Genomic DNA, 18,663 nt, shown 5'->3' on the forward strand with positions numbered 1-18,663 from the left:
CAAAGAACACTGGCGCATCACCATCCAAAACGGCGTCCCCTGGTTCATCCCCCCACCCCACATCGACCCCCACCAAACACCCCGACGCAACCACCACCACACACCACCCAAAACATGACACCGGGCGGGAAAACGTGACCCCGGGGCGGGAAAACCAATACGCATCCCAATGCCCGCGCGCCTAAGACAGGCCCAAGACGCAGCTAAACAGGAGCCCGAACGGGCGCCGGACATGCCCCCGGACATGCACTGCTCCCAACGCGCTGGCCACGACAGCTGCCGTCGTTCGCACGCCTGCACTGCCACGCACGTGGGTCGCTCCGGTATTCCTAGGACTCACAGAGCCTGCCTTAGGGGCTGCGCACGGCACGCGTGCGGCCTAGGCTGGAAAACCGAACCCCGCTGGAAAGCACACTGCAGCAGGGCAAGGTCCAGCCACGATCAAGGAGCACACCATGAGGATTGCCGTCACCGGCGGAAGCGGGAAACTGGGCAGGAGCGTGGTGCGTCGCCTCACGCAGGATGGCCACCAGGTTCTCAATATGGACCGGGCCGGCACACGCGGACGAGGCTACGTCAGCGTGGACCTTCGGAACTACGGACAGGTCCTGGACGTCATTCTGGGCCTGGATGACCAACATGACGGCCTCGATGCAATAGTTCACCTGGCCGCCATCCCAGCGCCGGGCCTCGCCCCCGACGCTGCGATCTTCGAAAACAACATGGTCTCCACCTACAACGTTTTCCAGGCAGCACGGCGTGCCGGCATCAAAAAGGTGGTCTATGCCTCCAGCGAGACCGTCCTTGGCCTCCCCTTCGACATCGACCCTCCCTACATTCCGGTCGATGAGGAGTACCCCGCCCGGCCGGAAAGCACGTACTCACTGGTGAAGCACCTCGAGGAGCAGATGGCCATCCAGCTGACGCGGTGGGATCCCGACCTGAGCATCACGGCGCTTCGTTTCTCCAATGTCATGGACCCCGAGGACTACGATGCCTTCCCGTCCTTCGACGCCGACGCCACACTGCGCAAATGGAACCTTTGGGGCTACATCGATGCCCGGGACGGGGCCCTGGCCGTGGTGCGTGCTCTGGAACACGGGGAACCGGGATTCGAGACGTTCATCATCGCCGCGGCCGATACCGTGATGAGCCGCAGCAGCGCTGAGTTGGCAGCGGAAGTCTTCCCCGGCGTCGAGGTTCTCAAGGAACTGGGCGAGCACGAAACCATGCTGTCGATCGACAAGGCGCGCAAACTGTTGGGCTTCGAACCTGAGCACAGCTGGCGCAACGTCCACTCCAACCGCACCACTCCCACCGAGGACTAACGCTCAGCACGGACGCGGCACCATCATGCCCCGACGCGCGACGGCCCATCCCCTGGCTGCAGTTTCCTGCATGCACTCGTAAGGGGATGGGCCGCCGCAGCTTGGGACGCATCAGATCATGGTCATGACCATGGCGGGGTCGGACAGGATGGCGCCCAGGTCCGCCAGGAACCGCGAGCCTTGTTCCCCGTCCACCAGACGGTGGTCGAAGGACAGGCTAAGGGACATGACCTGGCGCACTGCCAGTTCATCGTTCACCACCCATGGCGCCTTCCTGACAGCACCAAGGGCCACAATCGCGGCCTCGCCCGGATTGAGGATCGGCGTGCCCGCGTCGATCCCGAACACGCCGATGTTCGTGATCGAGATCGTGCCACCGGAGAGATCGGACGGAGACGTCTTGCCTGCCCGCGCCGTGTCGGTGAGCTGGGTCAACGCAGTGGAGAGCTCGCGCAGCGACAGTTGGTCAGCGTCCTTGATGTTCGGGACGGTCAGGCCCCGCGGCGTCGCGGCCGCGATACCCAGGTTCACATAGTTGAACTGGACAATCTCCTGGTTCGCCTCATCCCAGCGGGAGTTCAGCGAAGGATTGTTCCGCAGGGCCACCAGGACCGCCTTGGCTGCGATGGTCAGCGGCGTCAGTTTGAAGCCTTCGAAGGTCCTGTTGCCCTTGAGCCTGGCCAGCAATTCCATGGTCGCGGTGACATCCACTGTCAGGAATTCCGTGACATGCGGTGCCGTAAAGGCGCTCTGCACCATGGCAGCGGCGGTGAACTTCCGGACTCCCTTGATGGGCGTGCGGGTTTCCCGCTCGCCCTGCCCTGCAGCAACCGGCGCCACGGCAAGCTCATCCGCTGTGCCGGAAAAGTTCTGGACATCCTCGCGGGTAATAAGTCCGCCCGGGCCGGTTCCTGGCACCAGTTCCAGGTCGATCCCGAGGTCGCGGGCCAACTTGCGCACCGGAGGCGTGGACCTCGGACGCTCACCCGAGACCTCCGCCTGCGGCTCCGCGACCGGTTCCGGGATCGCCGGAACTTCCGCCTGCACCGTAGCCTGCTCTGCTGCGGGCGCCTGAATGCGGGCACGTCGCGTTGGACGTCCGGAGTGTTCGACGACGGCACCGTAACCCACCAGGTTCGGCTCACGTTTCGCGGGGGTCCCCACCGCTTCAACACCGCTGGCGGCAGGCGCACCATGCGCAGAGGCCCCGACGGCGGACCCGGCACCAGCGGTCGGCGAGCCAGCCCCGTTGGAGGACCCGGCGTCGTCGACTTCGAAAGAGACGATCGGCTTCCCGACCTCCACGACCGTTCCGGGCTGCTCGTGAAGCGCGGCCACCGTGCCTGCAAATGGTGACGGCAACTCCACCACGGCTTTGGCGGTTTCGACCTCGGCGATGACCTGGTTCAACGTGACAGTGTCGCCCACTGCCACCTTCCAACTCAGGATTTCCGATTCCGTCAGCCCCTCACCCAAATCCGGGAGCCTGAATTCCTTGATCATGGTGGCGGTCATCCTTCCAGTCCACTCAGGGAGTTGGGGCGGCCGAGGGCGCGATCCACGCCGTCGAGGATCCTGTCCAGATCCGGCAAGTGGTGCATTTCGAGCTTGGAGTAGGGATACGGCACGTCAAAGCCGGTAATCCGGACTGGCGCGGACTCCAGGTAATTGAAGCAGCGTTCCGTAATGCTCGCCGCGATCTCCGCGCCAACGCCACCGGATTGTCCTGCTTCGTGGGTGATCACGAGTCGTCCCGTCTTGCGGACGGAGGCTTCCACTACCGGGTAATCCACTGGGGCCAATGACCGGAGATCGATCACTTCAACCGATATGCCGTCGTCAGCGGCAGCCAAGGCGGCATCCTTCGCTGTTTTGACCAGCGGACCGTACGCAATGAGGGTGACGTCGGAGCCGGCGTTGACGACAGCAGCCTTATCCAGGGGCAATGCCGTGGCGAGGTCGAGCGACTCATCCACATCACCCTTGTCGTGGTAGCGCCTCTTGGGCTCAAAGTAGAGGACGGGGTCGTCCGATGCGATGGCCTGCTGGATCATCGTGTAAGCGTCCTGGGGGTTGGAAACGGCCACGACGCGCAAACCCGAAGTGTGGGTGAAGTAGGCTTCCGGCGATTCGGAGTGGTGTTCCGGCGATCCGATCCCGCCGCCAAAAGGCACCCGGATAGTGATGGGCATCTTGACGCGCCCCTGGGTGCGGTAATGCATCTTGGCTACCTGGCTGACGATCTGGTCGAACGCAGGGTAGATGAAACCGTCGAACTGGATCTCGCACACCGGGCGGTAACCGCGGTAGGCCAACCCCACTGCGGTGCCGATGATCCCGGACTCGGCCAGGGGAGAATCAATAACGCGGTGCTTTCCAAAGTCTTTCTGCAGCCCGTCGGTGACACGGAAGACGCCACCAAGGGAGCCAATGTCCTCACCCATGAGGACCACTTTGGGATCATTTTCGAGCGATTTCCGGAGGCCGGCGTTGATTGCCCGGGCAAAAGTGAGCTTGGACATCAGAGTGCACCTTCCTCGACGGGCTGGTTGAAACTGTTCAGGTAGCGGGAGTAGTGGTCCTTCTGGCGCTCGATCCAGGAATTCGGAGTGCTGTAGACGTGGTTGAACACGTCCAATGGCTGCGGGTCGGGCATGCCAATGCAGCTCGAACGGAGATCGGCTGCAACGGCATCGGCCTTGGCCTTGACGCGGGCTTCCACATCCTCCGTGAGCAGGCCCTTGGCCTCCAGGAGCTTCCGGAGCCTAAGAATCGGGTCCTTGGCAGCCCAATCCTCCAGCTCAATCGGATCACGGTAGCGGGTGGGGTCATCAGCGGTAGTGTGCGGACCCATTCGGTAGGTGACGGCTTCAATGAACGTTGGTCCCCCGCCCTTGCGCGCCCGGTCAAGCGCCACACGAGTGGCCGCCATGACAGCCAGGACATCGTTGCCGTCCACGCGCATGCTGGGAATACCAAAGCCAGTGGGCCTGTCGGCCAACTGAACGTGCGACTGGATGCGCACGGGCTCCGAAATTGCCCAGTGGTTGTTCTGGCAGAAGAACACCACAGGAGCTTGGTAGCTGGCTGCGAACACCATGGCCTCGTTGACATCGCCTTCGCTCGTGGCGCCGTCGCCGAAGTACGCGAGGACTGCCGTGTTGGCTCCGTCCAGCTGCACACCCATTGCGTAGCCCGTAGCGTGCAGGCTCTGGGAACCAATGATGATCTGGGGAGTCGCCAGGTTGATGCGCTGCGGGTCCCAACCGTACGAAGCGTTACCACGCCAGACTCGCGCGATCTCGGAAAGATGGGCACCCCGGACGTAGGCCACTCCGCTTTCCCGGTAGCTCGGGAAGACGAAGTCGTCGTCGCGCAGAGAACGGCTTGAACCGATCTGTGCCGCTTCCTGGCCAAGGAGCGGCGGCCACAAGGCCAGTTCACCCTGGCGTTGGAGTGCCGTGGCTTCTGCGTCGATACGGCGGATGACGGTCATGTCCTCGTAGAGCGAGCACAATTGTTCGTCGCCGACATCCTTAACCCATAGATCAAACTCGGGATGGCTGATGCGCTCGCCGTCCGGAGACACCAACTGGAGCAAATCGCCGCCAGTCCGCAAGGAGATATGTGCACTTTGTTCCGGGCCCGGAGCATCATGTCGCACTCCCTTGCCCGCCTGATCCGTCAACACAGGTGATCGCAACCTTCCGGCTCGTTTTCGTCGGCGCTCGCAGGACTTGTGATCCTGCCGCACGCCGGCCCTCCGGCACCTTCGCCGGAGTTAATTGTGACCCTACTCACAGAACGCATCGGGTACAACTACCCGGGATGAAGTTGAGCATTATGCACTATTCGGAGTATCGGGGGCGTGCTAATCTTGCGCATTATGCAACCCTTGGATGGCACCGACACCCGCCTTCTTTCCGCCATGGCGAAGGATCCCCGTGGCACTGTGGTTGCCCTTGCGCAGAAGCTCGGCCTCTCCCGCAACACGGTGCAGGCCCGCATGGCGCAGCTCGAAAAGAAACACGCCTTTCTGTCGTTCGAACGACGCATCAACCCCGTGGCCCTCGGCTACCCTCTGACGGCCTTCATCACCGTCCACGTGCAGCAGCAGAAGCTCGCTTCCCTGGCGCGGGACCTGGCCGACATCCCGGAAATCCTCGAAGGCTTTGGCCTCACCGGCTCCGCTGACCTGTTGTTGCGTGTCGTTGCGCTGGATGCGGAAGATCTCTACCGCATCAATGGAAAGATCCTCGGTTGCGACGGAGTGGACAGGACGGACACCGCGCTGGCCATGCGTGAGATGATCCCGTACCGCGTGCAGCCGCTCCTGGGACGTCGTTCCGGGGCTTGAACCGCCACTTCACCTGCGGTGTTCCGTCGCGCCTCTTGCCCGCGGAAGCGGAAATGCGCTTTGATTCAAGAGGACGCACCGGGGGCCGCCCAGAGGTTCCCGGCCAGGTGGTGGCGCTGCCGAAGGCTGCCGAAAGGGGCACTACCGTGAGCAACCCGCAAGAACCAAGCCAGAACCAGCCCGGGTACAACCCGCCACCGGTTCCCCCGGGGCCCGGTTACCCGCCGCAGACCGGAGCGTCGCCGCAGTGGCAACAGCCGCCGTCGTCCGATCCCCAAAGCGGGAACCCGCAATACGCGGCTCCCGGCCAACAGAACCCCTATCCCCAGGGACAAACCCCACCAGGGCAGTATCAACCAGGCCAATATCAGCCGGGCCAGTACCCACCGGGCCAATACCCGCCCGGGCAGTACCAACCAGGCCAGTACGGCCAGCAACCTCCCAAGAAGAACCGAAAAGTTCTGTGGATCGTCCTCGGCATCGTGGCGGGCGTCATCGTGCTGGCGGTAGTCGGCGTCCTTATCTTGGTCAACGTGGTGGGCAATGCCACCTCCAAGGCCCGGTCGCTGGCGGACGAATTCACCAACCTTGTGGTCTCCGGCCAGACCGAACAGGCCTACGACAACTACCTCAGCCAGCCCCTCAAGGACGAACTGGACAAGCAGTCCTTCGTGGACGGCATCGCCAGCCTGGAACTGGACAGCTCGTGCAAGCCGAACTACAACTCCGTAAGCGTTGACTCAAACAACGGGAACAACAAGGCCAACCTCGCAGGCAAACTGCAATGTGACGGCAAGACGATCGACCTCCAGTACGTTTTCGAGGGCACCAACGACCTCAAAATGAGCAGCATCCGCCTCCGCCCCTAGCCGGCAAGAAATAAATCCGCCCATCCACCCATCCACGCAAACGCATGATCCGAATCACTGCTTGAGAGTCCCGACCGGGACTCAGCAGGTCGGCCGGGAATCCCGGCCATCACCGGAAGGCTCGGACCAATGCGTACTTCGCCCAATCGCTTGATCGCCACCATCTTCGGAGCCGTCTACCTCTTGGTAGGCGTGCTCGGATTCTTCGTCACCTCGGGAATCGGCTTCTTCGCCACCGAGGGCGCCAATTTGATCATCTTCGCCGTGAACCCGCTTCACAACATCATCCACTTGGCCATTGGCGCAGCCCTCCTCATCGCCGGCATGAACAGCGTCACGCTGTCCAAGTCCATCAACACCGCAGTCGGCGGCGTCTACCTGCTGGTCGGCATCGTGGGCCTCTTCCTGGTGGGCAGCTCACTGAACATCATCGCCCTGAACGGCGCGGACAACGTCCTGCACCTCGCCAGCGCCGTGGTACTGCTGGGCGTTGCATTGTCCCAGGACAAGGCCACCGTAGCTTCCGCCCGCGCCTGATCATCGACTCCAAAGGACGAGGACGGTAACAGCCATGCACCGCGTGAACCACCCCACCCTGAGGGCAGCTGTAGTGCTGTACGTATACTTCGCTGCGATGGCGGCCGGGATGGTTGAACTGTCCCTGGCCGCCGGGTACCTCGCTGGAACTGGATCCGCCGCCCTGGGCATGGTTGTTGCCGGCGGTGCAGCCCTCGCGGCGGGCCTGGCCTTCATGGCCTGGTCGCTGTGGGGCCTGCACCGCAATTCCCTCGTCCTGGCCCGCTTCGCGCTCCCGGCCCTCGCCACGGCAGCGGTCGCGCACGTAGCGGCCATGGCGGCAGGGATCACCTCCCAGCGCTCCCTCGATGTCAGCCACTTTGCCGCCTTCGGCCTGACCCTCATGGCACTTGCCGGGGCAGGCTGGCTCAGGCGGCAGCACAAGACCAACGACGGCGGCGCCCACGGCCAGCCAAGGACCGGGCGGCTTCTGGCAGCCGCGTTCGGAGCCGCCGTCGTTGTTGCCTCAGTAGCAACACCCGGACTGGCCGCGTCGATGGCCGGCCAGTACGCCGTTCCGCACGGGGAACACGGCCAGGCACCCGTCGGAGAAAACGGCCAGGGCTCCAATCCCGCCCTGGATCCGGGCCACCACCACTAGGTGGCGGTCACGGACCGGCGCACCATCAAACCGTGCCCACTGTTGATGGTGCGCCTGGTTCGTGGATCATGGAGCCATGGATCCCATTGAGGCGCTCGACGAAATTTCCTTCTGGCTGGAACGCAGCCAAGCACCAACCTTCAAGGTCCAGGCTTTCCGGAAGGCGGCCGACGCCGCACGGAAACTCTCAACAGATGAACTGGCCCGACTCGTCGCCAGCGGCAGGATTACCAGCCTCAAAGGCGTAGGCAGCCGCAGCGCCGAAGTCATCACCCAGGCACTGGAGGACCGCGTCCCCGACTACCTGGCCGACCTCCGCGGGAAGGGCACCGAAGCCCTTGCCTCCGGCGGAGACACACTCAGGGCCGCGTTGCGCGGCGACCTGCACAGTCACAGCAATTGGTCCGACGGCGGCTCGCCCATCGAAGCCATGGTGGCCGCGGCCCGCACGCTCGGACGCGAATACCTGGCCCTGACCGACCACTCCCCCAACCTCACCATCGCCAACGGCCTCAGCGTCGAACGGCTCGAAAAACAGCTGGACGTGGTGGAAGGGATCAATTCTTCCCAGGACGACTTCCGCTTGCTCAAGGGCATCGAGGTGGACATCCTGGAGGACGGCACACTGGACCAGACCCCTGCAATGCTGGACAAGCTCGACGTCGTGGTCGCCAGTGTCCACTCCAAGCTCCGAGCCGACAAGGAGACCATGACCGAACGGATGCTTGGCGGTATCAGCGACCCCCACACCAACGTTTTGGGTCATTGCACCGGTCGGCTGGTCCAGGGATCACGCGGGACCCGGCCCCAATCGGAATTCGACGCCCCCAAGGTTTTCAAGGAATGCGCCGAGTGGGGCGTCGCCGTCGAAATCAACTCGCGGCCCGAGCGCCAGGACCCACCGGATGACCTCGTCAAGATGGCCCTCGACGCCGGCTGCTTGTTCAGCATCGACAGCGATGCCCATGCTCCCGGCCAGCTCGACTTCCTGCAGTATGGTGCCGAGCGAGCGGAAGCCCTGGGGGTGCCGATGGAACGCATCGTGACTACCTGGCCGCTGGCCCAATTGAAAGAGTGGCTCAGCCTGAAGAAATGACGCACGCAAAAGGCTCCCCCGGAAAACGCTGTTTCCAGGGGAGCCTTTTGTTCCGGTCTTAGTGGTTCACCGCCTTTTCGGCACCGATGCCGGTCAGAGAACGTACTTCCATTTCAGCTTGCTTGGCCGGGTCCTCGCGCCGCTTGTCCAGGACAGTTCCGAGCCAGCCCAGGAAGAAGGCCAACGGGATGGACACGATGCCCGGGTTGCTCAGCGGGAAAATGGCGAAGTTGGCGCCGGGGATCATGGACGTCTTGGCGCCGGAGACCACGGGCGAGAAAGTGATCAGCAGGATGGCTGCGGCGAGGCCGCCATACATGCTCCAGACTGCGCCCTGGGTGGTGAACTTCTTCCAGAAGAGGGAGTACACGATGGTGGGCAGGTTTGCTGATGCCGCAACAGCGAAGGCGAGCGCCACCAGGAAGGCCACGTTCTGGCCGTTGGCGAAGATGCCTCCCAGGATGGCGAGGACGCCGATCACCACCACTGTACGCCGGGCGACCTTGACTTCCGTGGTGGCATCCGCCTTGCCCTTGGAGATGACGTTTGCGTAGATGTCGTGGGCGAAGGATGCTGCCGCAGTAATGGTCAGTCCGGCCACCACCGCAAGGATGGTTGCGAAGGCCACGGCCGAGATGAATCCAAGCAGCAGCGGGCCACCCAGGTGGAACGCCAGGAGCGGGGCGGCCGAGTTCACGCCGCCGGGTGCGGACTTGATGGTTTCTGCACCCACCAGGGCTGCTGCGCCGTAGCCCAGCACCAAAGTGAACAAGTAGAACAGGCCGATCAGCCAGATGGCCCACACCACGGATTTGCGGGCTTCCTTGGCCGTCGGGACGGTGTAGAAGCGCATCAGGACGTGCGGCAGGGCGGCTGTCCCAAGGACCAATGCCAGGCCAAGGGACATGAAGTCGAGCTTGGACGTCTCGGTCTTGCCGTACTGCAGGCCCGGGTTGAGGATGTTCGGGTTGTTGGCCGCTTCCGCTGCCGATCCCAGCAGGTTGGAGAGGTTGAAACCGTAGATCGCGAGGACCATGGCCGTCATGACGGCGGCACCGGCGATGAGCAGGATGGCTTTGATGATCTGCACCCAGGTGGTGCCCTTCATGCCGCCGATAAGCACGTACATGATCATCAAGGCCCCGACGACGATAATCACCAGGGCTTGTCCGCCCCAGTCACTGATACCCAGCAGGAGCGAGATCAGGCTGCCCGCACCGGCCATCTGGGCGAGGAGGTAGAAGAAGCAGACGGCGAGGGTGGACAGTGCCGCCGCGATGCGCACGGGGCGTTGCCTCAACCGGAAGGACAGGACATCGGCCATGGTGAACTTGCCGGTGTTCCGGAGCAGTTCGGCCACCAGCAGCAGGGCCACCAGCCAGGCGACGAGGAAGCCGATGGAGTAGAGGAAACCGTCATAGCCGTTGATGGCGATGGCGCCCGTGATGCCAAGGAACGAGGCCGCAGAAAGGTAGTCCCCGGCGATGGCGGTACCGTTCTGGGAGCCGGTGAAGGAACGTCCGGCTGCGTAGTAGTCGGCAGCTGTCTTGTTGTTGCGGCTTGCCCTGAAAACAATCACCATGGTGACGGCGACGAAAAGGGCGAAAATGCCCATGTTCAGGAGCGTGGTGTCTTTTAGGGCAGCGACCTCTACTGCCGGGACCATGGTGGCGTTCATTTGGCTCCTCCGTGGATGACGTTGCCGTCCTTATCGAATTGGTGCCCCTCGATCTCATTGCGGATTTCGGCCGCGATGGGGTCCAGCTTCCTGTTGGAGTAGCTCACGTACCAGGCCGTGATGCCGAAAGTGGTGACGAACTGGAGCAGGCCAAGAATCAGGCCGACGTTGATGTTGCCCCAGACTTTGGTGGACATGAAGGCGACGGCATAGTCGGCCAAAAGAACGTACGCGAAATACCACAGCAGGAAGATCACTGCCATGGGAAAGACAAAGCTGCGGTGCCGCTTGCGCAGCGTCTTGAACCGTTCCGTCTGCTGGACTTCCTGGAAGTCCACGGACGCCGTTGCGTCCTGGGGTTGGGCCTCATTACCCATGGTTCCTCCTGGTTGTGATGAGTCCACGTCAGCGCGCGCGGCTGATGTGACTGCAATCACTATCGAATGCGCTCCGGCTTCCCATCCATAGATACGCCGGTCGGCGTCGCCCAGCGGCTGTACCGCTGCGCCAAACGGTGGGTTGCAGCAGGCCACAGGCGATAACGAGGTTCGGGGAACACATCGGACTACGCTGGCCTTATGCCCGATTCCCCGCTCTTCACCGCAGCCGCCATCGCCGTGATCGTGCTGGCGGTCGCCGTCGTCGTGGGCGTTGGCCTGAAGGTGATCCGCTCCTTCCGGGACCTCGGCACGGACGCCGAACGCGCCACGTACAACACGCTGCACGCAGCATCGCGGGCGGGCCAGCATCTGCGCGCGGGCCTCCAGCCTGCGGGAGCTGCCAAAGCCAGCAGGCAGCTGCGCGTCCTGCTGGGCTGCGACGCCTTCGCCATGACGGACACCGCCTCTGTACTTGCGTGGGATGGGGCGGCGGAGGAACTCCGGCCAGCACTGATGGGGCTCGCAGCCGAAGTCCTTGCGACCGGGCGGACTGCCGTGGTTCCCCACGCTGGCCATTCCACGGACAAAGCCGGGCCTGATTTCAGTGCTGTCATCGCCCCGATCAGGGCAGGATCCAGGGTTGTCGGTTCGGTTGCGGCGTTGGCTCCCGCCGCCGGAGCAGGTCTGGTGCGGGCGACCAGTGAGGTTGCTGACTGGATTGCGGCACAACTGGAGCTGGCGGAGCTGGAGGCCTCAAGGACCCTGCTGATGGAAGCGGAAGTGCGGGCCCTGCGCGCGCAGATCAGCCCGCACTTCATCTACAACTCGTTGAACGCCATTGCGTCCTTTATCAACACGGACCCGGCCAGGGCGAGGGAACTCGTGGTGGAATTCGCCGACTTCACCAGGTACTCCTTCCGCAGGCACGGCGACTTCACCACGGTGGCGGAGGAGCTGCGGTGCATCGACCGTTACCTCCTGCTGGAGCGGGCACGCTTCGGTGAGCGCGTCCAAGTCAGCCTGCGGATCGCACCCGAAGTGCTGAGCACCGTCATTCCGTTCCTCAGCCTCCAACCGTTGGTGGAAAACGCGGTCAGGCACGGTTTGGAAGCGAAGGAAGGTCCGGGGCACATCACCATCTGCGCCAATGATTCCGGGGCGTTTGCCGAAGTCACCATCGAAGACGACGGCGTGGGCATGGATCCGGAGCACCTGCGGTCAGTCCTCGCCGGACATACGGATGGCGACCATGTGGGGCTCCGCAATGTCGATGCCCGGCTGCGACAGGTCTACGGAGATGAGCACGGCCTGGTGATCGATACGGCCCCCGGCGAAGGCACCCTGATCACGCTGCGGGTCCCGAAGTCGCAACCCGGCCACGACGCCTGAGGCGGCGGTTAGTCTTTAATCATGATCAACGTGCTCGTCGCCGATGACGAACTGCCCGCGGTGGAAGAACTTGCCTTCCTCCTCGGACGGGATGCGCGGATTGGCGCCATCCATCGCGCGTCCTCCGGGACCGAGGCGCTCCGCAAGCTGGAAACGGAGTCCGTCGATGCCGTCTTCCTGGACATCCATATGCCCGCCCTGTCAGGCCTGGACATTGCCCGCGCCATTTCCCGCAGCAGCAGCCCGCCCGCCGTCGTCTTCGTCACCGCCGACGAAGACTGCGCACTGGAGGCCTTCGACCTCGCCGCCGTCGACTATCTGCTCAAGCCGCTCCGGGCGGAACGGCTGGCCCGTTCGGTGGACCGGATCAGTGAACTCATCAAGGACGGCACTCCTGCCCCGGAAATGATTACCGTTGACCTCGGCAGCACCACCCGGATGATCCGCCGGGACGATGTCACGTACGTGCAAGCACAAGGCGACTACGCAAGGCTGCACACCGCCGAGGCCAGCTACCTCATCCGGGTTCCCCTCACCGACCTCGAGCAGAAATGGGCGGACGCCGGGTTCATCAGGATTCACCGCTCCTACCTGATCGCGCTGCAGCACGTGCAACACCTCAAGCTTTCCACTACCGGACCGAGCGTCGCTGTCTCGGGTGCTGAGCTGCCCATCAGCAGGCGGCACCTACCCTCGGTCAGGGACAAGCTGCAGTCCACCCGCATCCGGCCACAGGCATGACCCGGGTCCGCGTTACCGCTCCACGCCAGTCGGCCGCGCCTGCCACCGGCCGGGTGCCGTACCCACATGAGGCCGCAGAGGACTCGGACGCCGGCCGGATCTTTGTCCGTTCCCTCATCCGCTCCCAGCTTCGCCTGGCGTTGGTGGTTGCGTGCGGATTCCTGATCATCCTCGCTGTACTTGCAACGATCCTGGTCTACGGTCCCGGCGTAGCGGAGACGCGCGTTGTGGGAATCCGCTTGGACTGGCTGGCGCTTGGGGTGGGCATCTATCCGGTGATCGGCCTGAGCGCCTGGCTTTACAACCGGGCAGCAGCACGCAACGAGGCCCGCTACCGGGACCTGGTGGAGGACAAGTGAACCCAGCCGTTGGCTTGTTCGCGTTCCTCGCCGTTTCCCTCGCCACGGCGGTCATCGGCTTTTACGGGTTGCGCGTCTCCCGGACCACCAGCGACTTCTACGTGGCCTCACGCACCGTCCCTCCGTGGTGGAACGCCTCCGCGATTGGCGGCGAGTATCTTTCTGCCGCAAGTTTCCTGGGGGTAGCGGGGCTGATCCTGCTCTCCGGCACCGACGCTCTCTGGTTCCCCGTTGGCTACACGGCCGGTTACCTGATGCTCCTGCTCTTCGTGGCAGCACCGCTGCGCCGCTCCGGCGCGTACACCATCCCCGATTTCACCGAGGCCCGCCTGGACTCCCCCTTGGTCCGCCGCGTCACGAGCCTGGTGGTGGTGGCCGTGGGCTGGCTCTACATCGTTCCGCAACTGCACGGCGCCGCGCTCACCATCCGGATAACCACCGGCCTGCCGTCGTGGGTAGGCTCGACGGCGGTGGTGGCGGTTGTGTGCCTCACGGTGGTGGCAGGTGGCATGAGGTCCATTACGTTTGTCCAGGCTTTCCAGTACTGGCTGAAACTGACTGCCCTTGCCGTGCCTGTGGTCTTCATCCTGTTGGTGCTGGTGGGCAACGGAACACCACCGCAGGCGCCCTTGCCGGTCAATCCCACCGGCCAGGCCGCTGCGGGTGCCTACCAACACATCTCGCTGCTGGTGGCCTTGCTGTTCGGAACCCTTGGCCTGCCGCATGTTCTGGTGCGGTTCTACACCAACCCTGACGGCCAATCTGCGCGCCGGACCACGCTGATCGTCCTGGGCCTACTCTCCGTGTTCTACCTCTTCCCCACTCTCTCCGGCGCCTTGGGACGGATGTTCGCCCCCGAGCTCGCACACTCCGGACAAGCGGACGCCCTGATCCTCCTCCTCCCGGGCAAGCTGATCGGCGGGGTGCCAGGTGACCTGTTGTCAGCGCTCGTGGTGGCGGGTGCCTTCGCTGCCTTCCTGTCCACAACATCCGGCCTGGTGGTGTCGCTGTCCGGTGTCATCAGCCAGGACCTGTTCGGGGGAAGTGTGAGAGGGTTCCGCCTCGCGGCGGTGATGGCCGCCGTCGTGCCTTTGGGTTTTGCTTTCATGACGGACACCCTGGCCCTGGCCGGCAGCGTCGGCCTGGTCTTCGCGTTCACCGCTTCCACCATCTGTCCTGTCCTGCTGCTGGGCATTTGGTGGCGCGGCCTGACGGACTTTGGTGCGATCGCAGGGATGGTCACAGGCGCAGTGCTGTGTGGGGGTGCCATGGTGGCGGGCACCCTGACTGGGACAGGGAACGCTCCCGCTTGGCTGGCCCAGCCCGCGGCGTGGAGTGTGCCTTCAGCCTTCGCCGTCACGGTAATCGTGTCCATCGTGACGCGGAACCGCGTTCCCGCCTCAGTCAACCGGGTGATGTCACGGCTGCATGTACCTGAGCGGCCGGTAGCTACCGAGCGCTGAAAGCTGTTGTCCGCGCAACGGCCCGGGAGGACAATGTCGCCATGTCCGAGGAACCACAATCCGGCGGCCGGGAACCAACACCTGCCGGCCATGGGCAAGCAACGGCCGGTCCGCCGGAGCTGTCGCCAAGCGTCCGCGCGCAACTGCTGGCCACTGAGCATTGGAGCTTGCTCGCTTCACGGAGCACCACGCAGGGGGAAGTCCTCACGCGGATCAGCATGTTCCTGACGTTCACCTCGGCCAGCCTGCTGAGTGTCGCTTTGGTGGGCCAAGCCACCCAATTCTCCGGCGCTTTCCGGGCCTTTGCCCTGACCGTACTGGCTATCGACCTTGTGGTCGGCCTGCTGACTCATATCCGTGTCATGAGCGTTGGCATGGAGGACCTCATGTACGTCATCGCCATGAACCGGCTTCGCGCCGCCTACGTGGACCTGGACCCGGGAATGGCTCCATACTTGATGGCCGGATACCACGACGACGAAGAAGGCTCGAGGCACACGTACTATTTCCTGGGCGGAAGGAAGGACTTCAGCCAAGTGGCCGGCAGCAGCATGGTCTTCATGGGTTTCGCCAATGCGGCACTTATCGCCCTGCTGCTCGGATCAGCCCTGTTGACAGCCGGCCTGCCTGTTGTGCTTGCCGTGGCCATCGCAGTTGTTGTGGCCCTGGCGTTCTTCGCCACATCCTTGGTACGGGGCAGGCGCCACTACATGGACGTATGGAAGAACAATCCGCCGCTCTCCCCCACGCCTCACCAGCCCGGGTAGGCGTCAGTCAATGGCCGCCATCAGCTCCACGACTCGGGCGAGGAAGGCATCAACCTGCGCTTCTTCGTAGCCCTCATCGCCCTTGGCTGCACGGAACACGGCCCGTCGAACGGTGTCTACGCTCAAGGGCTGATCGTTTTCCAGGTAGCCGATCAACTCAACGCACAGGGCATCGACATCCTGGACGTTGTAACTGCGCGTCCGCTTGCGTGCCGGGCGGCGGAAACGCTCACCGTCGGGCCTGTGCAGCCTGCCGCGAAGTATCCCGGAAAGCTTCCCGATCTGGCGCAACCAGGCTTCCTCGCCTTGTTGGCTGATCAGTTCGTCCCGCTCACGGCGTGCGAACGCGTCCTCAAGGCGGTCCAGGGCGGCGTCCACGCTGTGGGCGTCGTAGCCACCCTTGACGGGGTCGAAAGCCACCTCACGGACATCCACGCTGGCAACCTGGTCAGCGGCGCCAACAGGGTTCTCAAACGACGTCCGTGCGCGCTGGAGAAACTCGTCTACCTGCTTGGCGTTATAACCATATTTGCTGCGTTCCACGCGGTCGAACGTCGCGGGGATCTGGCGTCGAATATCCAAGGCCACTATTTTTCCTTCATCGGTTGTCAGACGCCGCTCAGCAGCGCGAACAAAACATAGGCCACAGGGGCCGCGAACACGATCGAGTCCAGACGGTCCATCACACCACCATGGCCCGGCAAGATACTGCTCATGTCCTTGACGCCGAGTTCCCTCTTGACCATGGACTCGGCAAGGTCGCCAGCGGTTGCCGCGGCAACCATTCCAACGGCCAGGACAAGGCCGACCCACCAAGGCCGGTCCAGCAGGAAGATGCAGGCCAGGACACCGATCACCATGGCACCACCCACAGATCCCGCGAACCCCTCCCAGGACTTCTTGGGACTGATCTTCGGAGCCATCGGGTGCTTGCCGAACGAAGCTCCCACGATGTAGCCGAAAGTGTCATTCGATACCACCAGCAGCAGCATGGAGGCGATCTGCCATGCCCCGTCCGGGATTCCATGCGGCCAGAAGCCCACGGGGGTGGCTCCGCCAGTGGCGTGAAGCGGCAGCGCAGCGAAACTGATCAGGAACGGTATCCACGCCAAAGTGAAGACACCCGCGAAGACGCTGCGCGGCGCCCCGGCTGCGCTTTCGATGGAGCGCCAGAGCAGTACGGCCACCGAGCTGGCTGTCATGGTGAAGAGCAGGCCTTCGAGACCACCAAAGTAGGCCGAAACCGGCATCACCAGGCTGCCGACCATCACTGGAACGATCGGCATCCTGGTGCCTTGGGCTTCGAGGGCACGGAAAACTTCCCAAACACCAAGGACCGCGAAGGCCGTGGTGAGCAGGACGAACCCCAACGGGAGGAACAGCAGCCCGCCCAGGACGGCCAGCAGCATGGCAAGGCCGACGCCGATGGCCGCGGGCAGGTTGCGGCCTGCCTTGGGTGTGGGGTTCGCCCGCACACGCCGTGCGCGCTTGGGGGTATCGCGTGTCGGGACCCGTTCAGCGGGCGCCGGCTCAGCCTGGCTCATCAGACCTCGAGCAGCTCGGCTTCCTTGCGCTTGAGCAGCTCGTCGATGCTGTCGACGTGCTGCTTGGTCAGGGCATCGAGCTCCTTCTCAGCGCGCGAGCCCTCGTCTTCACCGGCTTCGCCGTCCTTGACGAGCTTGTCCAGGGTGTCCTTTGCCTTGCGGCGGATGCTTCGGATGGAGACCTTGGCGTCCTCACCCTTGCCCTTGACGATCTTCACGTATTCCTTGCGGCGCTCTTTGGTGAGCTCCGGGATGGTGACGCGGATGACGTTGCCGTCGTTGGACGGGTTGGCCCCGACTTCGGAGTCACTTAGGGCCTTTTCGATGTCGCGCAGCGCGGTCTTGTCATAAGGCGTGATCAGGATGGTACGGGCATCGGGCACACCGAAGGACGCCAGCTGCTGGAGCGGGGTGGGTGTGCCGTAGTACTCAACGATGACCTTGTTGTAGAGACCGGGGTTGGCCCGGCCCGTACGGATCGTGGCGAAATCGTCCTTGGCTACTTCCACGGCTTTGTCCATCTTCTCGCCGGCTTCGAGTAAGGTCTCTTCGATCACGGGTTTCTCCTCAGAAATAGTTGCTGCCCAGCTGCAGGCGGCAATGCACAGTAAAGATCCGCCACCAGGGGCGGACGGTCCTAGAAATATCCTAGCCCTTGCTAGGGAGTTACCAGGGTTCCCAGCGTTTCGCCGAGGATCGCCCGGGTGACATTGCCTTCGCCCTCCATGCCGAAGACCACCATGGAGAGGTTGTTGTCCTTGCACATGGTCATGGCGGTCTGGTCCATGACGCGGATGTCGCGGCGCAGGGCGTCGTCGTAGCTGAGGACATCGAGCTTCTCGGCGGTGGGGTCCTTCTTCGGGTCGGCCGTGTAAACGCCGTCCACGCCGCTCTTGGCCATCAGGACAACATCTGCGTGCACTTCCAGCGCACGCTGCGCAGCCACCGTGTCGGTGGAGAAATACGGCAAGCCGGCGCCTGCACCGAAAATGACTACCCGGCCTTTTTCCATGTGGCGGATGGCGCGGCGGGGAATGTAGGCCTCGGCCACCTGGCCCATCGTGATGGCGCTCTGGACACGGGTCTCCACTCCGGCCTGCTCCAGGAAGTCCTGCAGCGCGAGGCAGTTCATGACGGTGCCCAGCATGCCCATGTAGTCGGCGCGGGAGCGATCCATGCCGCTTTGGGACAGTTCAGCGCCCCGGAAGAAGTTGCCGCCGCCAACAACGATTGCAACTTCCACATCCGCAACACCTGCTGCGATCTGCTTGGCAATGGCCCTGACGGTCTCGGGATCGACGCCGAGCTTGCCTCCGCCGATGACTTCGCCGGAAAGTTTCAGAAGTACACGTCGGCGGGTCTTCTCGGGCTGGATTGCAGTGTTGACGGTTTCCATGGTGCCTTCCCGTTGGTGGACTCTGGCTAGATTATCGTGCTGGGGGTCCGCGCAGGTACTACCCGGACGCGTGCATGAAAAAGGGGCGGCCACCGAAGTGACCACCCCTTTTCATGAAT

General features: G+C 63.5%; 20 protein-coding genes. 11 read left to right on the forward strand and 9 right to left on the reverse strand.

Annotated elements, in window-relative coordinates:
• The first annotated feature begins 455 nt into the window (after positions 1-455).
• Positions 456-1,328: an NAD-dependent epimerase/dehydratase family protein gene (locus tag PV760_RS02600; protein ID WP_018777504.1), complete on the forward strand. Its 873-nt coding sequence runs from the start codon at positions 456-458 to the stop codon at positions 1,326-1,328.
• A gap of 111 nt (positions 1,329-1,439) precedes the next feature.
• On the opposite strand, the gene PV760_RS02605 is transcribed toward PV760_RS02600, so the two are convergent.
• From PV760_RS02605 to pdhA, 3 genes are read right to left on the reverse strand one after another with little or no spacing between them, the layout of a single operon-like run.
• Positions 1,440-2,843 (reverse strand): dihydrolipoamide acetyltransferase family protein, encoded by a 1,404-nt coding sequence (locus PV760_RS02605; RefSeq protein ID WP_055975143.1) that lies wholly within the window; start codon positions 2,841-2,843, stop codon positions 1,440-1,442.
• Complete coding sequence (locus PV760_RS02610) at positions 2,840-3,850, reverse strand: alpha-ketoacid dehydrogenase subunit beta (protein ID WP_079581014.1); 1,011 nt, start codon at positions 3,848-3,850, stop codon at positions 2,840-2,842. The genes PV760_RS02605 and PV760_RS02610 overlap by 4 nt, the downstream gene beginning before the upstream one ends.
• Positions 3,850-5,019, reverse strand: coding sequence for a pyruvate dehydrogenase (acetyl-transferring) E1 component subunit alpha (pdhA, locus tag PV760_RS02615; protein WP_018777501.1), 1,170 nt, complete (start codon positions 5,017-5,019; stop codon positions 3,850-3,852). Before pdhA ends, PV760_RS02610 begins: the two co-directional genes overlap by 1 nt.
• Before the next feature lie 195 nt (positions 5,020-5,214).
• Here pdhA and PV760_RS02620 point away from each other — a divergent pair, with 195 nt between their 5' ends.
• The 5 genes from PV760_RS02620 (at position 5,215) to PV760_RS02640 (ending at position 8,827) form a co-directional block, all read left to right on the forward strand.
• Positions 5,215-5,685: an Lrp/AsnC family transcriptional regulator gene (locus PV760_RS02620; protein ID WP_018777500.1), complete on the forward strand. Its 471-nt coding sequence runs from the start codon at positions 5,215-5,217 to the stop codon at positions 5,683-5,685.
• Between the two features lie 146 nt (positions 5,686-5,831).
• Positions 5,832-6,554 carry a hypothetical protein gene (locus PV760_RS02625; RefSeq protein WP_231375223.1) on the forward strand — a complete coding sequence of 241 codons (723 nt, stop codon included), beginning with the start codon at positions 5,832-5,834 and terminating at the stop codon, positions 6,552-6,554.
• Positions 6,555-6,683: 129 nt separating this feature from the next.
• The gene (locus tag PV760_RS02630) at positions 6,684-7,091 is read left to right on the forward strand and encodes a DUF4383 domain-containing protein (protein WP_018777498.1); all 408 of its coding nucleotides are present in this window, start codon (positions 6,684-6,686) and stop codon (positions 7,089-7,091) included.
• Between the two features lie 34 nt (positions 7,092-7,125).
• Positions 7,126-7,731: a hypothetical protein gene (locus PV760_RS02635; protein WP_018777497.1), complete on the forward strand. Its 606-nt coding sequence runs from the start codon at positions 7,126-7,128 to the stop codon at positions 7,729-7,731.
• Positions 7,732-7,807: 76 nt separating this feature from the next.
• Positions 7,808-8,827, forward strand: a complete 1,020-nt coding sequence (locus PV760_RS02640; protein ID WP_354627096.1) for a PHP domain-containing protein — start codon at positions 7,808-7,810, stop codon at positions 8,825-8,827.
• 58 nt (positions 8,828-8,885) lie between these two features.
• Here the strand turns inward: PV760_RS02640 and PV760_RS02645 are convergent, their stop codons facing one another.
• Together PV760_RS02645 and PV760_RS02650 are read right to left on the reverse strand one after the other, a co-directional pair.
• Positions 8,886-10,505 (reverse strand): monocarboxylic acid transporter, encoded by a 1,620-nt coding sequence (locus tag PV760_RS02645; RefSeq protein ID WP_018777495.1) that lies wholly within the window; start codon positions 10,503-10,505, stop codon positions 8,886-8,888.
• Entirely contained in the window at positions 10,502-10,882 is a 381-nt protein-coding gene (locus PV760_RS02650; protein WP_055975136.1) for a DUF485 domain-containing protein, read from the reverse strand. Before PV760_RS02650 ends, PV760_RS02645 begins: the two co-directional genes overlap by 4 nt.
• A gap of 201 nt (positions 10,883-11,083) precedes the next feature.
• Between PV760_RS02650 and PV760_RS02655 the strand changes: the two genes are divergently transcribed.
• The 5 genes from PV760_RS02655 to PV760_RS02675 are packed head-to-tail and all read left to right on the forward strand — an operon-like array spanning position 11,084 to position 15,604.
• The gene (locus tag PV760_RS02655; protein WP_018777493.1) at positions 11,084-12,274 is read left to right on the forward strand and encodes a sensor histidine kinase; all 1,191 of its coding nucleotides are present in this window, start codon (positions 11,084-11,086) and stop codon (positions 12,272-12,274) included.
• Between the two features lie 21 nt (positions 12,275-12,295).
• Complete coding sequence (locus PV760_RS02660; RefSeq protein WP_193589676.1) at positions 12,296-13,015, forward strand: LytR/AlgR family response regulator transcription factor; 720 nt, start codon at positions 12,296-12,298, stop codon at positions 13,013-13,015.
• Positions 13,012-13,374: a hypothetical protein gene (locus PV760_RS02665; protein WP_018777491.1), complete on the forward strand. Its 363-nt coding sequence runs from the start codon at positions 13,012-13,014 to the stop codon at positions 13,372-13,374. Before PV760_RS02660 ends, PV760_RS02665 begins: the two co-directional genes overlap by 4 nt.
• A complete protein-coding gene (locus PV760_RS02670; protein WP_018777490.1) occupies positions 13,371-14,837 on the forward strand; it encodes a sodium/solute symporter in 1,467 nt (488 codons plus the stop codon). The genes PV760_RS02665 and PV760_RS02670 overlap by 4 nt, the downstream gene beginning before the upstream one ends.
• A 41-nt stretch (positions 14,838-14,878) precedes the next feature.
• The gene (locus tag PV760_RS02675; RefSeq protein ID WP_079581016.1) at positions 14,879-15,604 is read left to right on the forward strand and encodes a hypothetical protein; all 726 of its coding nucleotides are present in this window, start codon (positions 14,879-14,881) and stop codon (positions 15,602-15,604) included.
• 3 nt (positions 15,605-15,607) lie between these two features.
• On the opposite strand, the gene PV760_RS02680 is transcribed toward PV760_RS02675, so the two are convergent.
• From PV760_RS02680 to pyrH, 4 genes are all read right to left on the reverse strand, one after another.
• On the reverse strand, positions 15,608-16,192 hold the full coding sequence (locus tag PV760_RS02680) for a DivIVA domain-containing protein (RefSeq protein WP_018777488.1): 585 nt from the start codon (positions 16,190-16,192) through the stop codon (positions 15,608-15,610).
• Between the two features lie 20 nt (positions 16,193-16,212).
• A complete protein-coding gene (locus PV760_RS02685) occupies positions 16,213-17,148 on the reverse strand; it encodes a phosphatidate cytidylyltransferase (RefSeq protein ID WP_079581017.1) in 936 nt (311 codons plus the stop codon).
• A complete protein-coding gene (gene frr / locus PV760_RS02690) occupies positions 17,148-17,705 on the reverse strand; it encodes a ribosome recycling factor (RefSeq protein ID WP_018777486.1) in 558 nt (185 codons plus the stop codon). The genes PV760_RS02685 and frr overlap by 1 nt, the downstream gene beginning before the upstream one ends.
• A 101-nt stretch (positions 17,706-17,806) precedes the next feature.
• Positions 17,807-18,544: a UMP kinase gene (gene pyrH, locus PV760_RS02695; protein ID WP_018777485.1), complete on the reverse strand. Its 738-nt coding sequence runs from the start codon at positions 18,542-18,544 to the stop codon at positions 17,807-17,809.
• Positions 18,545-18,663 lie beyond the last annotated feature (119 nt).

The sequence above is a fragment of the Paenarthrobacter sp. CC6 genome (assembly GCF_040560085.1).
Taxonomy (GTDB): Bacteria; Actinomycetota; Actinomycetes; order Actinomycetales; family Micrococcaceae; genus Arthrobacter; species Arthrobacter nicotinovorans.

What these genes read in the sequence shown, in the direction of transcription:
- PV760_RS02610 (WP_079581014.1), bottom strand. Translation starts at nt 3,850, where the DNA reads ATGTCCAAGCTCACTTTTGCCCGGGCAATCAACGCCGGCCTCCGGAAA.
- PV760_RS02675 (WP_079581016.1), top strand. Translation starts at nt 14,879, where the DNA reads ATGTCCGAGGAACCACAATCCGGCGGCCGGGAACCAACACCTGCCGGC.
- PV760_RS02640 (WP_354627096.1), top strand. Translation starts at nt 7,808, where the DNA reads ATGGATCCCATTGAGGCGCTCGACGAAATTTCCTTCTGGCTGGAACGC.
- PV760_RS02655 (WP_018777493.1), top strand. Translation starts at nt 11,084, where the DNA reads ATGCCCGATTCCCCGCTCTTCACCGCAGCCGCCATCGCCGTGATCGTG.
- PV760_RS02645 (WP_018777495.1), bottom strand. Translation starts at nt 10,505, where the DNA reads ATGAACGCCACCATGGTCCCGGCAGTAGAGGTCGCTGCCCTAAAAGAC.
- PV760_RS02630 (WP_018777498.1), top strand. Translation starts at nt 6,684, where the DNA reads ATGCGTACTTCGCCCAATCGCTTGATCGCCACCATCTTCGGAGCCGTC.
- PV760_RS02685 (WP_079581017.1), bottom strand. Translation starts at nt 17,148, where the DNA reads ATGAGCCAGGCTGAGCCGGCGCCCGCTGAACGGGTCCCGACACGCGAT.
- PV760_RS02660 (WP_193589676.1), top strand. Translation starts at nt 12,296, where the DNA reads ATGATCAACGTGCTCGTCGCCGATGACGAACTGCCCGCGGTGGAAGAA.
- PV760_RS02650 (WP_055975136.1), bottom strand. Translation starts at nt 10,882, where the DNA reads ATGGGTAATGAGGCCCAACCCCAGGACGCAACGGCGTCCGTGGACTTC.
- pyrH (WP_018777485.1), bottom strand. Translation starts at nt 18,544, where the DNA reads ATGGAAACCGTCAACACTGCAATCCAGCCCGAGAAGACCCGCCGACGT.
- PV760_RS02620 (WP_018777500.1), top strand. Translation starts at nt 5,215, where the DNA reads ATGCAACCCTTGGATGGCACCGACACCCGCCTTCTTTCCGCCATGGCG.
- PV760_RS02600 (WP_018777504.1), top strand. Translation starts at nt 456, where the DNA reads ATGAGGATTGCCGTCACCGGCGGAAGCGGGAAACTGGGCAGGAGCGTG.
- PV760_RS02635 (WP_018777497.1), top strand. Translation starts at nt 7,126, where the DNA reads ATGCACCGCGTGAACCACCCCACCCTGAGGGCAGCTGTAGTGCTGTAC.
- PV760_RS02665 (WP_018777491.1), top strand. Translation starts at nt 13,012, where the DNA reads ATGACCCGGGTCCGCGTTACCGCTCCACGCCAGTCGGCCGCGCCTGCC.
- PV760_RS02605 (WP_055975143.1), bottom strand. Translation starts at nt 2,843, where the DNA reads ATGACCGCCACCATGATCAAGGAATTCAGGCTCCCGGATTTGGGTGAG.